Source organism: Arthrobacter alpinus (genome assembly GCF_001445575.1).
Classification (GTDB): Bacteria; Actinomycetota; Actinomycetes; order Actinomycetales; family Micrococcaceae; genus Specibacter; species Specibacter alpinus_C.
Map to the genome: position 1 here is coordinate 4,062,284 of NZ_CP013200.1, position 13,078 is coordinate 4,075,361.

A 13,078-nucleotide genomic window follows, 5' to 3' on the forward strand; every position below is an offset into this window, starting at 1 on the left:
CGGAGGGAAATCATCCGGCAACCGCCACAGTCTCAGCTCTTCACATGCGCTGGCTGACTCTTCACTGGCCCATTCTTACCGGGCCCAATCCTTACCGAGCCCAATTCTTACTGAGCCGTCATTTACTGGGCCCAATCCTGCTGAGCCCAACCCTACTGAGCCGTCTCTTACTTGGCCGAGCTGGAACGGCTCGGCTCCAGATCACCGTGGCGGCCGGCGTCGTGCTTCAGCTCAGCAGTCAACTCAGTCTTCAGGTCAGCTTCAATAACGTCAGCTTCAAACTCGGCCATCTCGGGAGTGGAGATGTCCACAGAGGATTCGCCATCAAGTTTGGTGGCCAGCGGCACTTCCTTGACGAAGAAGAGGATGATCGCGGCAATGACGGCCAGGGGCACCATCCAGAGGAACAGCGGGACCAGGGCCTCGTTGTAAGACTCGATCACGAGCTTCTTCAGGGGATCCGGCAGGCTGTTGACAATGTGCGGCGTAAAGGACGCTGCACCGCCGCCGCCCGTGCCTCCGGGGATCTTCTCGGCAACGAGCTCATGCAGGCGGGTGGCGAACATGGCGCCCACAACAGCGGAACCAAGCGTGGCACCTACCTGGCGGAAGTAGTTCTGCCCGGCAGTAGCTGTGCCAACAAACTTCAACGGGAAGGAGTTCTGCGCAACCAGCGTCATGATTTGCATGCTGGCACCCAAGCCAATGCCCATGATGCCCATGTACACGCAGATGAGGTAGACGGGCGAATCGGCATGGAGCGTGGCCATCAGCGCCAATGACACGGCAAGAATAATGGAGCCGGCGATCGGGGCAACCTTGTACCGGCCCGTAGTGGAAACGCGACGGCCCACAATAACCGAGACGACCAGCAGGCAGCCCATCATGGGGATCATGAGCAGGCCTGCTTGTGCTGCCGAGAAGCCTGTGGCCATTTGAATGTACGTGGGCATGTAGCCAAGCACACCAAACATGGCGATTCCGGTGAGCAGACCGGCAATAGTGGTCAGGTTGAAGTTGCGGCTCTTGAACAGCATCATGGGCATGACCGGCTCGCTGGCACGGCGTTCCACAAACACGAACAGGACACCCGTGATGATGGCGGCGGCAGCAAGACCCAGGATCTCCGGGGAGCTCCACGCATACTGTGAACCGCCCCAGGTTCCGACCAGCACAATTGCGGTGGTGGCGACGGCAATGAGCATCATGCCCAGGTAGTCAATCTTGGGGCGCGTGGCGTGCACAACCTTGGGCACGTGCAGCAGGAAGATCGTGGCGAAGATAGCCAGCACTGCCAACGGCACGTTCATCCAGAACGCCCAGCGCCAACCCGGTCCCTCGGTCAGCCCACCGCCAATCAGCGGACCGGCAACCGATGAGAACGCGAACACGCCGCCCATGATGCCCATGTACTTGCCGCGCTCACGGGCAGGAACAACATCGGCAATGGTCGCCTGCGAGAGAATCATCAGACCACCACCACCGAGGCCCTGGACCACGCGAGCCGCAATAAGGGTGCCCATGTCCGGAGCCAGCGCACCGATGACCGAGCCAACGGTGAAGATGGAGATGGCGAACAGCAGCATGGGCTTGCGGCCCAAGAGGTCGCCCAGCTTGCCGTAGACCGGCATCATGATGGTGGAAGCCAGAATAAATGCGGTGATAGCCCACGCCATATGCTCGACGCCGTTGAGCTCACCCACCATGGTGGGCAGCGCTGTCGAGAGGACTGTCTGGTTCAGGGAGGCGAGCAGCATGGTGACCATGAGGCCTGCGAAGAGAAGGACGATTTTTCGTTTTTCTCCGGCGTCGACCGGAGTTTCAACAATGGTTTGGTTGCTCATAAGGTTGCTTTGATTGCCTCTCGGAAAATTTCAATGGACTCATCCACGGCTTTGCTTTCGCCTGCGGAGACGGCGCTTGGGTCACGGCTAAACGCGAAGCGCATAGCGGTTCCGGCAAGCATCAAAAGGGCTTTCGCTCCGTCACGGCCGCCAGGCACACCAGCACGCGCAAATTCAGGATCGGCGTCGTCATAACGGTCCACCAGGATTGATTCGACCAGGAGCTCCGAGGCGGCAACGTGCAGAAGGACAGTGCGGGCGAGCTCCGGGTATTTGGTCTTGAGTGCCTTGCGGCGCGCCTGTTGCGATGCTTCCGGGAACATGGAGCGAATCACCGTAACCATCAGCCGGACAGTGCGGCCAAAGAGATCGCCGTGGCTGTCTGCATGGAACGCTGCCACGGCCTCATCGGAGAGCGTGGGGGGCTGGGTGCCCATGATGGCGTCTTCCTTCGTGGCGAAGTAGTTGAAGAACGTCCGCTTGGAGATGCCGGCAGCGTCGGCGATGGCCTCCACAGTGGTTTTTGCTAGGCCTTCGTCAAGGGCAAGTCCCGAGGCCTTGTCATGAATCAGCGCCCATGTTTCCAGGCGGTTTCGCTCACGGAGCGGCACGGTGGGAGTTTTTTGCATGACTACAGTTTATGCTCCACTGCAAACTTTGCACAAGTGCAAAGTTTGCAGTGGAGCATGTTTTAGCTCACCCAGGGGCGCCAGCAGAGGGGCTGCAGTGCCGGCCAGCTCACAGCTCAGTCTTCGCGCGGGCGTAGCCAGGTGAATTCCGGGGTTTCCTTGGCCAGGAACGCGGCTACGCCAATGGCGGCGTCGTCGCTGATTGCCATCTGTCCTTGCCAATAGGCGCTGAGCTGTTCTACCTCGGTAGCGCTGGCCCCTGAACTCAATGCGTTGACGAGCGCCTTGTGCCCTTGCGCCGAGAACTGCGAGCGCGCTGCCAGATGAAGCGCAAAGGCGTGCACTTCATCCCACAGAGTTTCAATGCTCAGTACCTTGGTAGCTAGCCCTAGGCGCAGCGCCTCGTGGGCGTCCACCAAGTCACCGCTGAGCAGCAGGTATTTTGCCGTGGCTGGTCCGGCCAGCTCCACCAGCCGTTTGATGCCGGAGAGCGGATACACAATGCCGATCTTGGCAGGGGTGATCCCATAGACGGCGCGGCTGGAGGCCAGTCGAACATCGCACGCGCCGGCGATCTGCCAGGCACCGCCCACGCAGTAGCCGTCAATCGCGGCAATGGTGGGTTTGCGGAAGTTCGCCAGCGCACTTTCGGCAACAGTGATGTCGCCTCCACTGCTCTGCCCGGTGGCGGGGTCGTGCAAGATCTTCTGCACGGAGGCAATGTCTGCCCCGGCGGAGAAGTGATCGCCAGCCCCACGCACCACAACTACCTTGACGGAATCGTCGGCTTCCAGCTGCGCGAGCCGATCCTCAAACTGTTGCCACATATCCTGCGTGATGGCGTTGCGCATGGACGGGTTGTCCATGATGAGCATGGCCACCGGCCCGGAGTGTTCGATCCGAAGCATTCCGGCCTTCTCCCCCGAACGCTCAGGAGCACTTCTGCCAGAAGCACTGCCCGGGGCACCCTTGTGCCCACCCTCAGAATCAGATTCGGCAGTGTTGGAAGTGTTGGCACTCATGGTGCCGCCTCCACGCTGACCCGCGGGGCCGCCTTGACGATGTTGGCCTCCACAAGACCGGCGATTTGCTCCTGCGTAAGATTCAACCCGGCCAACACGGCCATGGTGTCCTCCCCCAACGACGGCGGCGCCTTGCGGATGCGCGGTGCCTGCCGGTTGACCGAAATGGGGCCCCTGACCAGCGGCAGCTCGGTTCCGTCTGCACGGAGCACAGTTTCCACCATGCCCAGCGATTTGACCTGTTCGTCGGCAAACGCCTGTTCGTAATTGTAAATGGGTCCGGCCGGGATCGCAGCGGCACGCAGCACCGGGAGCCATTCGCTGGCAACCCTGCGAGCAAGCAGCCGCTCAATCTCAGTTTTGAGCACCGCTTCGTTGCCGTGGCGCAGCTTCCCTGTGGCGTATTCGGGGCGCTGCGCCAGTTCGGGCGCACCGAGCAGTACACACAGCTGCTGCCACTGCTTTTCATTGCCCACCGCAATGATGATGGGAATGTCAGCCGTGGCGAACACCCCGTAGGGGGTCAAAACGGGGTGAGTATTTCCCAGCGGCACCGGAACCTCGCCGTTGCTGAGGTAATTTTGGCTCTGAAAGGCCCCCAGCGCCAGCCCTGTTTCAAGGAGCGACGTCGAGACCTCCATCCCTTCCCCCGTCCGGGCCCTGCCCACTAGGGCCGCGGCAATAGCCAGCGCCGTGTTGATGCCGGACACCATATCCACGATGGGCACACCCACCCGGTACATGTGATCGGCATCTGCACCCGTCACGGACATCAGACCACTCATGCCCTGGGCCACTTGGTCCAGTCCAGGCGCTGTGGAAAGAGGACCTGTGGCGCCGAAGCCGCTCACCGACGCGATGATGATCTCCGGCTTGGCCGCGCGCAGCTCATCAGGGTCAAGACCCATGGTGGCCAAGACTCCGGGCCTGAAATTTTCAACCACGACGTCGGCGCTCATCGCCAGTTTCCACAGCAGCTCCCGCCCGGGCTGGGTATAGAAATCGACAGCGATGGACTGCTTGCCCCTGTTGGCTGAATCAAAATACAGGCTGTGATCGTTTTCGAACGGGGGCCAGGCCCGGCTGGAGTCCCCACCCTTGATGCTTTCGGTCTTGACCACCTCAGCGCCCAGGTCTGACAGCAGCGCCGTGGCGTACGGTCCGGCCAAGGCGCGGCTAAGATCCAGAATCCGGATGCCGTCCAACGGCAGCTTCAGGTGGGGATCGGTTTCGCTAGCCATTGGGCACACCGCGCAGGCGGACGTTGATTTGCTTGGTCTGAGTGAACCCGGCCAGCATGCCTTCCAGCGAGACTTCCCTACCCATGCCGCTCTGCTTGTAGCCTCCGTAAGACTGCCCGGCCACCTGCCCGCCACCCTGGTTGACCTGCACCCAGCCGGCCTCAACCTGGTGGGCGGTATTCAAGGCATCATCGAGATTATGGCTCCACACATAAGCCGCCAACCCGAAGTTGGTGTCGTTGGCCATGCGGATCACTTCCGAGGTTTCCTTCCACGGAATCGCCACCAGCACCGGGCCAAAGATCTCCTCCTGCGCCAGCCGGAATTCGTTCTGTGCCCCACTGAAAACGGTGGGCAAGTGATAGTAACCCTCGGTCAGCGCACCGTCGGTGGGTGCACTGCCGCCGAGCACGGCCTTCATGCCGGGGGTGGCCCGGCCCTCATCCAAGTAGCCGCTGATGGCCGCATGCTGCTTGGCATTGATGACGGCACCCATGTCGGTAGCCTCCTCCAGCGGATCGCCCACCTTCAAAGCACCGAGCTTGGCAGTGAGCCGCGCCAGCACGTCGTCGTAAATGTCCTCGTGGAGGAAAAGACGGGAACCGGCGGTGCAGCTTTGACCCTGGCGTGTGAAGCGCGATGCCATGAGCAGGCCGTCGATGAGTTCATCGTCCACCGCGTCGGGGAACACGATGGAGGGGTTCTTCCCGCCCAGCTCCAAGGACATATGAGCCAGTCGCGCACCTGCCGTGGCGGCCACTCCCCGACCCACCTCGGTGGAGCCGGTGAAGGAAACCTTGTCCACACCGGGATGTTTGGACAGCGCTTCTCCGATGACTGAGCCGCGGCCTGTCATGGCATTGACGACGCCGGCTGGCAGGTGCTTGTTGCACACTTGGGCAAGTAGCAAAATGGTGAGCGGCGCGTCGTCGGCGGCTTTCATGATGACGGTGTTCCCTGCAGCAAGGGCCGCGGGGATCTTGAACGCGGCGATCATCAGCGGCGAGTTCCAGGGCAGGATGGCCGCCACCACACCGAGCGGTTCAAGGCGCGTGTACTGCAGCTGATTCTCGCCAGCGGGGAGCGTGGTGCCCTTGACTTCCCCGGCAACCCCGGCGAAGTAGCGGAACATGGACACCATGGTGGTTGCTTCGGGGCGGGCCTGGGTGCGCAGGGCGTTGCCGGTGTCCAGGGCGGTGAGCCTGGCGAATTCCTCGGTGCGTTCCTCGAGCTCATCGGCAATGGCCAACAGGGCCTTGGACCGGCCACTAAAATGCTGGGCGCGCCAAGCCGGGAAGGCTGCTCGGGCAGCGGCCACGGCGCGGTCCACATCGGCTTCGTTGCCTGCCGGGACACGGGCAATCATGGTGTCGCGGCGGGCGGGGTTCTCCACCGTGCGCCATTCGCTGCTGACGGAGGCGACTTCTTCGCCACCAATCCACATGGGCCAATCGCGAACTGCTGCGCTCGTTTGTACATCAGTCATGGCTTTTCCTTAAGCAGTAGCGGCTGAGGCGGAAGTGTTCAGGGACCCATCAACCAAGGAGACAATCCTGCTGCAGTCCTTGCCGCCCTCGCCCTGGTCAATGAGACGCTGGAACAACTGTTGGACGTGCTCGCCAATTTCCAGCGGGGTATCGGTGCTGCGGGCCGCAGCAATGGCCAAGCCAATATCCTTATTGGCCAGCTCCGCCGTGAAGGACGGCGCAAAATCGTTGTTGGCCGCTGAGGTGGGAACCACACCAGCCACCGGATACCAGGTGCGCAGCGCCCAGCTGTCACCTGAAGAGACGGAGGCGATGTCCCAGAAGACCTGCTTATCCAAGCCCAGACGGTCAGCCAGCACGGCACCTTCTGCGGTGGAGGCCAAGTTAATGAACAGCATCAGGTTGTTGCAAATCTTGGCGGCTTGGCCGGTGGTTGCGCCACCCGTGGGAATGATGTTGCCGGCCATCGGCTCAATGTAGGCCGAGGCGTCCGCCACTGCACCACTTTCACCGCCAATCATGAAGGTGAGTGACCCGGCAGCCGCGCCGCTCATGCCGCCTGAAACAGGGGCATCGACAAAGCGGAAGCCGGCGGCAGCAGCGGCGTCGTGCACGGCCTGTGCGGAGTCAATATCAATGGTGGAGGAATCAATGAGCAGGGTTTCCTTAGCCGCGGCATCCAGAATGCCGCCATCCCCAAAGTAGACGCTGCGAACATGGTCGCCCTTGGGCAGCATGGTGAAGACCACGTCGGCACCGGCAACAGCCTCGGCGATCGATGCGGCGGCTGCGACACCATTGCCAACAGCGGCCGCGAGGGCATCTGCATTGAGGTCAAAGCCCCGGACGGTATGCCCTGCCTTGACCATATTGGCCGTCATGGGTCCGCCCATGTTGCCCAAACCAATCCACGCCACAACTGCCATGATGAAAGCTCCTTTGCTTACTTTGCCATTATGTCCTAGGCCACAAACTTCGCGCCGCTATGACCAGCATCACACCCTGATAGAGTGCAAACAAGAGCGAAATTGGCAGAGTGCATGTGCATCTATGCACATAGACGGCAGCGGCTGGGTGCCTGCATATATAGATGGAGAACATCGGCGATGGAATTCAAAAGTTTTCCCAGTCCTGACGACTTGTTGGTTCTCCTCACGGTGGCGCGCCTGGGCCGGTTCACTGCTGTTGCCGACGCCCTGGAAACCACACACACCACAGTTTCGCGGCGGATTCTGGCTCTGGATAAGCAGCTTGGCGGGCGCACCTTGGAGCGGACCCCACAGGGCTGGGAACTGACGGAGCTAGGCCGGGCAGCTGTTTCGGCCGCCGAGGGCATCGAAAAGAGCCTGACCACCTTGAGTACCGGCCTCCGGGAAGGGGCCGACGTCCTCTCCGGGGTGGTGAGGGTCAGTACCTCGGATGGTTTCGGCGCCCGCATCGCCACCCCGGCCATCATCAGACTGCAAAAGCAGCATCCGCTCCTGCGCGTGGAATTGCTCAGTGCCACTCGACGCCTGAGCCAAAACCGGTCCGGGGTGGACATTGAGGTGGTTCCCGGAACCGTTGAGGCCGGGCGCTCCGAAACCATGCTGCTGACTGACTACGTGCTGCGCCTCTACGCCGGACCGGGTTACGCCGCCGAGAATGAGATGCCCACAACCGTGGCCGAATTAGCCCATCACCCCTTCATTTCCTATGTGGATTCCACCTTGCAGGTCTCGGAACTGGCCCTGCAGCGAGACGCGCTCCCTGCTGGTTCTGCGTACTTCCAATCGACGAGTGTTTTTGCTCAAGTCGAGGCTGTCCGCTCCAATGGTGGCATCGCCATGATTGCGGCCTTCATGGTGGAGGGGCGGGAGGACTTTGTGCAGGTACTGCCCAACGAGGTGCGGCAAGTGGTGCAATATTGGGCAGCTGCCAGGCCAGAGTCCATGCGCTCCCCCGCCGTGCAGGCCGTCCTTGCAGCGTTCATCCAAGAGACCCGGCGAATGCGAAAGCAACTCCTGCCAGACTGATAGACCCCGCGCCCAGCATCGCCCCAACAACGCTAGCGAAGCAATGGCTGGAAAACTCCGAACGCTAACGCAGGTAGTGCGCTAGCGTTCATGAAATTCCAGCCATTGCTGCGCTATGGTCTGCGCCAGGGGGCTTACGCGGTCCAGCCACCGTCCATGACATAGGAGGCACCCGTGACCATGGCGGCCTGGTCAGAGGCAAGCCAGGCCACCAACCCCGCAATTTCCTCGGGCTCAATCAGCCGTTTGATGGCATTCTTGGCCAGCATAATCTCAGAAACTACCTGTTCTTCAGGGATGCCGTGAGATGCAGCCTGGTCGGCGATCTGCCCTTCAACGAGGGATGTGCGGACATAGCCGGGGTTGACACAGTTGCTGGTCACCCCATGCACCCCACCCTCGCGGGCGGTGACCTTGGACAGGCCTTCGAGTCCGTGTTTTGCCGACACATAGGCAGATTTGAAAGCCGAGGCTCGCAATCCGTGAATCGAGGACATATTGACAATCCGCCCAAAACCTTGTTTATACATGTGTGGCAGGGCCGCTCGGATCAGCAGGAACGGCGCCTCCAGCATGATGGTGACGATGCGCCGAAACGCTGCCGGGTCAAAGTCCTCGATGGGGCTAATGGTTTGAATCCCGGCATTGTTGATGAGAATGTCAACCTCCAGCGTCAAGGATTCCAGCGCTTGAGTATCCAGCAGGTCCACGTGCCAGGCTTCCCCGCCCACCTCGGCGGCAACTGCGGCAGCACCGGCGGCATCGCGATCGGCCACGATGACGTAGGCACCCTGAGCTGCCAAGGCCCTGGCGCAAGCGGCCCCCAGACCGCCCGCACCTCCGGTGACAAGTGCGCGGCGTCCGGCTAGCGAGCTTGGCGGCAAACCCGGAGCAACTCCGACGGCAGAAACATTCATCAGCTAGCCCATCCTTGTTGCGGACTTGGCCGCAGCGGCACGGCCCAGGGCCAGCGTTCCGGCAGCATCGGCGTCGTCAATGTCTTGGAGGGAAACACCTTTGGTTTCCTTGAGGAAGATGACAGCGACGGCTGTGACCATGCAGGCGCCGAGCAGGTACAGGGCCACGGGGACGGAGGAGTTGTAGTGCTCCACCAACCCGGTCGCAATAAACGGTGCCATGGAGCCGGCCACGATCGAGGTGACCTGGTAGCCCAGCGAAACGCCGGAGTAGCGCATACGGGTGGGGAACATTTCGGCCATGATGGCGGGCTGTCCGGCGTACATCAATGCGTGGAAGAGCAGGCCGATGGTGACGGCGGCAAGGATCATCAGATCGTCCTTGGTGTCCATCATGGGGAAGGCGAAGAAGCCCCAGGTAGCTCCAGTAATGGCACCCAGCATGTACGTTGGCCGGCGTCCAATAGCATCGGACAGCTTACCCACCAGCGGCACAACGATGAAGTGAATGGCATGCGCTACAAGCAGTAGGAGCAGGATTCGGGAGGTATCGATATCGACGATGATTTTCAAGTACGTGATGGAGAACGTGACCACAAGGTAGTACAGAATATTCTCGGCGAAGCGCAAACCCATGGCGGTGAACACGCCGCGGGGGTAGCGGCGGAGAACTTCCAACACACCGTAGCCGGCCTCGGGGTTTTCTTCGATCTGCTCGCGGGCCTCGAGGAAGATGGGGGCGTCGCTGACCTTGGTGCGAATGTAGTAGCCAATCAGCACGATCACAGCTGAGAGCCAGAAGGCCACGCGCCAACCCCAGCCCAGGAAGGCAGCTTCGGTGAGGACGGAAGAGAGAGTCAGCAGAACACCGGTGGCCAGAAGGTTGCCGAGCGGGACTGCGGATTGCGGCCACGAGGCCCAGAAACCACGGGACTTGTTGGGACTGTGCTCGGCAACCAGGAGGACGGCCCCGCCCCACTCCCCACCGACAGCGAAGCCCTGGATGAAGCGCAGACCCACCAGCAGTGCCGGTGCCCAGTAGCCAACCTGGCCAAAGCTGGGCAGGCACCCCATGAGGAATGTGGAGACGCCAACAAGGATGATGCTGAGCTGCAGGAGCTTCTTGCGGCCAAACTTGTCACCGAAGTGGCCAAAGACGATGCCACCGATGGGCCGGGCCACGAAACCGACGGCGTAGGTCAAAAAACCTGCCATGATCGCGTCGAGCTCGGAGCCGGAGTTCGGGAAGAACATCTTGCCAAACACCAAGGTGACGGCTGTGGCGTAGAGGAAAAATTCGTACCACTCCACCACGGTTCCAGCCATGGAGGCGGCAACAACCTTCCGCAGACCAGAGTCCTTTGCCGATTGTGTCGGCCCAGCGTGTGTACTCATTGTTACTCCTCTGCGCCGGGGCGCACCTGTCGACGTTGACATCTGGGCCATCCCGCTGAGATCGACGTGCACTCAGATTGTGATCTGGACCACGCGGCATGGCACTCCGAGTATGCCAGCGCCCTCACCCGAACATCAATGACCATTCGCGCAGAGCAGGTGCGCAAAAATGCACATGTATTTTAGGTGCGCATCGCGTGGAAATGCTCGGGAAACGCTCGGGCCCAGACCAGGCTGGCGCTAGGACGCAGCTCGCGACGAGAAGTAGCAGGTGCCCTAAACAGTGCCGAAGGTGAAGAGCCGGCGCACCACGCGGCCGTCCGCCAGGGCATCGAGGCTTTCGTTGATCTGCGCAATCGGCATGGTGTCCGTGTGCAGCAACTCGATGGGCAGCTGCCCATCGCGCCACATTTGAATGTAGGCGGGGATGTCGCGGGAGGGATCAGCATCACCCATGTAGGAGCCGATCAGCCGCTTACCCGTGCCGGCAAACTGCAGCGCCTGAACATTGAGCATCTGGTCCGGGTGGGGCAGCCCCACCGAGACCAGCGCACCACCGCGGTCCAGCAACCCCAGGCAGGTTTCCATGACTTTGGCGCTGCCGACTGCTTCGATGGCCACATCTGCACCAAAGCCGGAGTGCTCCTCGACCAGCCCGGCGGCCTCATCCGGGGACCCGGCGAAGTGTGCGCCGCAGCGCAGCGCCAGAGCTTGCTTTTCCGGCAGCGGATCAATGGCAATGACAGTGGTGAAAGGAATTTGAACGGCCGCCATGACCGCACTCAAACCCACCGCCCCCATGCCGAACACCATCACGGTTTGGCCCGAGGTGACCTTCGCGGAGTGGATGACGGCACCAATTCCGGTGAGGGCAGCACAACCAAACATGGCAGCGATATCCAGCGGGACGTCGTCGTCAATCACCACCACGGATTCGCGAGCCACCACCGCATATTCCGAGAACGCCGACACACCTAAATGGTGGTTGATGCGCTCCCCCGACTGCGAGCGCAGCAGAGCCTCGCCGTGCAGGAGATCGCCGCTGGCATTGGCCGCAGCGCCGCGATGGCACAGCGCCGGCCGGCCACTGGCGCACGCCTTGCAACTGCCGCAGCTGGGGACAAACACCAGGACAACGCGGTCACCCGGAGCCACACCCTCCACGGAAGGCCCGACGCCGGCCACGGTTCCGCTGGCCTCGTGCCCCAAAGCCATGGGGAGCGGCCTGATCCGGGAGCCGTTGATGACGGACAGGTCCGAGTGGCACAGGCTGGCGCGTTCGATCTTGACCAGCACCTCGCCTGCGCGCGGCACCGGGATGGGAAGCTGCTCCAGCACCAGCGGCGCGCTGTCCGCATAGGGCCGAGTGGCTGTGCAGGTACGCAGAACTGCGCTTGTCATCAATGTTTTCTCAGTCATGCGTTGACCCTTCATGGCTTTCGATCATGGCTTTCGATGCGGCGGCCAAAATCGCAGTGATCTGGCCCACCCAATGGTTTTGAAGTGATCCTAGCCGTTGCGGGCAGCAAAACCGGAAGATAGCCAGGAGATATTGACGGCCCGGATAGGATGAAAAAGCATCCTTGTCTCGAGTTGCCACGATCCATCACAGTCCCTGGGGGATTCACCATGCGAAAAATTTCTGGCCTTCTGTGCGCCGTTGCGGCGTCGGCCGTCCTAGCGGCCTCGGGTTTATCCCCTGCATTGGCACAATCTCCGCCTGCCAGCTCTAGCCCGTCACCCGTTTCCTCTGTGGCCCCGAGTGCCTCTGCGGCCTCAAGTACGACGGCGGATCCCGCACCTGCCGCTTCTGCCGAGCTCGGCGCGGGAGCTACACCGACGCCTGCGACGACGTCCACGCCGTCCATTGCGACGCCGGCCGCCAGCGCGGGTGCCGAGCCGGGCCAAGCTGGTGCAACGAAGTCGGCCATTGCCTCGTCATCGCCCATCGTGACGGCAGACCCCGCAGCGGCCAAACCAGCCAAGAGCCCTGTAGCCCGCGCGCTGGCCGGCTTCTACGTCCCCAACGCCAATGACGTTTTTGTGGCGAAGGTACTGGCCAGGGCCAACGTCTACCGGGCCCAAAACGGCGCAGCCCCACTGGTTCTGAACACGGCGATTAGCACTGGTTCACAAGAGTGGGTTCTGAAACTGAACGGGCAAATTAACGCTGACACGCTGGACACCGCCAAGTTGCATCGCCCGGACTACGGCACGTCCATCCTCCCTGCCGGCTTTGACACGTACTCGGAAATCATCGGCATCAACAACACGGCCGAACAGATTGTTGACTGGTGGATGAATTCCCCTGGCCACCGTGCGGCACTGATGGATAAGCGATTCACCGACTTTGGGCTGGGCTACGTCAAGACCACAAAAGCTGGCTGGAGCGGCATGACGGTGGTCGCAGGAAACCTGGCCAGGTACCCGGCGACGCCCGAGCCGACCCCAGCACCGACTGTGCCAGCGACGGCCAAACCGACCCCCGCGCCGACCACCCAGCACCGACGTCTGGCCCCGTCTTAGCA

Annotated in this window: 11 protein-coding genes; 2 read left to right on the forward strand and 9 right to left on the reverse strand. The window is 61.7% G+C overall.

Translation table 11 applies throughout. From position 1 onward, the window contains the following. Positions 1-167: 167 nt before the first annotated feature. The 6 genes from AS189_RS18025 to mmsB form a co-directional block, all read right to left on the reverse strand. Positions 168-1,844 carry an MDR family MFS transporter gene (locus AS189_RS18025; protein ID WP_082634425.1) on the reverse strand — a complete coding sequence of 559 codons (1,677 nt, stop codon included), beginning with the start codon at positions 1,842-1,844 and terminating at the stop codon, positions 168-170. Next, positions 1,841-2,473: a TetR/AcrR family transcriptional regulator gene (locus AS189_RS18030; protein ID WP_062292061.1), complete on the reverse strand. Its 633-nt coding sequence runs from the start codon at positions 2,471-2,473 to the stop codon at positions 1,841-1,843. Before AS189_RS18030 ends, AS189_RS18025 begins: the two co-directional genes overlap by 4 nt. 116 nt (positions 2,474-2,589) lie before the next feature. Beyond that, positions 2,590-3,495 carry an enoyl-CoA hydratase/isomerase family protein gene (locus AS189_RS18035; protein ID WP_062292064.1) on the reverse strand — a complete coding sequence of 302 codons (906 nt, stop codon included), beginning with the start codon at positions 3,493-3,495 and terminating at the stop codon, positions 2,590-2,592. Continuing rightward, positions 3,492-4,736, reverse strand: coding sequence for a CaiB/BaiF CoA transferase family protein (locus tag AS189_RS18040; RefSeq protein ID WP_062292065.1), 1,245 nt, complete (start codon positions 4,734-4,736; stop codon positions 3,492-3,494). Before AS189_RS18040 ends, AS189_RS18035 begins: the two co-directional genes overlap by 4 nt. Further along, entirely contained in the window at positions 4,729-6,222 is a 1,494-nt protein-coding gene (locus AS189_RS18045) for an aldehyde dehydrogenase family protein (protein ID WP_062292067.1), read from the reverse strand. Before AS189_RS18045 ends, AS189_RS18040 begins: the two co-directional genes overlap by 8 nt. Positions 6,223-6,231: 9 nt before the next feature. Further along, positions 6,232-7,149, reverse strand: coding sequence for a 3-hydroxyisobutyrate dehydrogenase (gene mmsB, locus AS189_RS18050; protein ID WP_062292070.1), 918 nt, complete (start codon positions 7,147-7,149; stop codon positions 6,232-6,234). Between the two features lie 180 nt (positions 7,150-7,329). Between mmsB and AS189_RS18055 the strand changes: the two genes are divergently transcribed. Beyond that, complete coding sequence (locus tag AS189_RS18055; RefSeq protein ID WP_062292072.1) at positions 7,330-8,238, forward strand: LysR family transcriptional regulator; 909 nt, start codon at positions 7,330-7,332, stop codon at positions 8,236-8,238. 134 nt (positions 8,239-8,372) lie between these two features. Here AS189_RS18055 and AS189_RS18060 read toward each other — a convergent pair whose 3' ends face one another. The 3 genes from AS189_RS18060 to AS189_RS18070 all read right to left on the reverse strand — a co-directional run bounded on the left by AS189_RS18060 (position 8,373) and on the right by AS189_RS18070 (position 11,951). Continuing rightward, positions 8,373-9,155 carry a 3-hydroxybutyrate dehydrogenase gene (locus tag AS189_RS18060; protein WP_062292076.1) on the reverse strand — a complete coding sequence of 261 codons (783 nt, stop codon included), beginning with the start codon at positions 9,153-9,155 and terminating at the stop codon, positions 8,373-8,375. 3 nt (positions 9,156-9,158) lie between these two features. Continuing rightward, entirely contained in the window at positions 9,159-10,550 is a 1,392-nt protein-coding gene (locus tag AS189_RS18065; protein ID WP_062292082.1) for an MFS transporter, read from the reverse strand. A gap of 276 nt (positions 10,551-10,826) precedes the next feature. After that, positions 10,827-11,951, reverse strand: coding sequence for an alcohol dehydrogenase catalytic domain-containing protein (locus tag AS189_RS18070; RefSeq protein WP_062294041.1), 1,125 nt, complete (start codon positions 11,949-11,951; stop codon positions 10,827-10,829). A 228-nt stretch (positions 11,952-12,179) separates the two neighbouring features. On the opposite strand from AS189_RS18070, the gene AS189_RS19680 reads away from it, so the two are divergent. Next, positions 12,180-13,076 (forward strand): CAP domain-containing protein, encoded by an 897-nt coding sequence (locus AS189_RS19680; protein ID WP_160320870.1) that lies wholly within the window; start codon positions 12,180-12,182, stop codon positions 13,074-13,076. The last annotated feature ends 2 nt before the right edge of the window (positions 13,077-13,078 follow it).

Bases quoted from the DNA above. Each gene is read 5' to 3' on its own strand.
- AS189_RS18025 (WP_082634425.1), bottom strand. From the start codon at position 1,844: ATGAGCAACCAAACCATTGTTGAAACTCCGGTCGACGCCGGAGAAAAA.
- AS189_RS18030 (WP_062292061.1), bottom strand. From the start codon at position 2,473: ATGCAAAAAACTCCCACCGTGCCGCTCCGTGAGCGAAACCGCCTGGAA.
- AS189_RS18035 (WP_062292064.1), bottom strand. From the start codon at position 3,495: ATGAGTGCCAACACTTCCAACACTGCCGAATCTGATTCTGAGGGTGGG.
- AS189_RS18040 (WP_062292065.1), bottom strand. From the start codon at position 4,736: ATGGCTAGCGAAACCGATCCCCACCTGAAGCTGCCGTTGGACGGCATC.
- AS189_RS18045 (WP_062292067.1), bottom strand. From the start codon at position 6,222: ATGACTGATGTACAAACGAGCGCAGCAGTTCGCGATTGGCCCATGTGG.
- mmsB (WP_062292070.1), bottom strand. From the start codon at position 7,149: ATGGCAGTTGTGGCGTGGATTGGTTTGGGCAACATGGGCGGACCCATG.
- AS189_RS18055 (WP_062292072.1), top strand. From the start codon at position 7,330: ATGGAATTCAAAAGTTTTCCCAGTCCTGACGACTTGTTGGTTCTCCTC.
- AS189_RS18060 (WP_062292076.1), bottom strand. From the start codon at position 9,155: ATGAATGTTTCTGCCGTCGGAGTTGCTCCGGGTTTGCCGCCAAGCTCG.
- AS189_RS18065 (WP_062292082.1), bottom strand. From the start codon at position 10,550: ATGAGTACACACGCTGGGCCGACACAATCGGCAAAGGACTCTGGTCTG.
- AS189_RS18070 (WP_062294041.1), bottom strand. From the start codon at position 11,951: ATGACAAGCGCAGTTCTGCGTACCTGCACAGCCACTCGGCCCTATGCG.
- AS189_RS19680 (WP_160320870.1), top strand. From the start codon at position 12,180: ATGCGAAAAATTTCTGGCCTTCTGTGCGCCGTTGCGGCGTCGGCCGTC.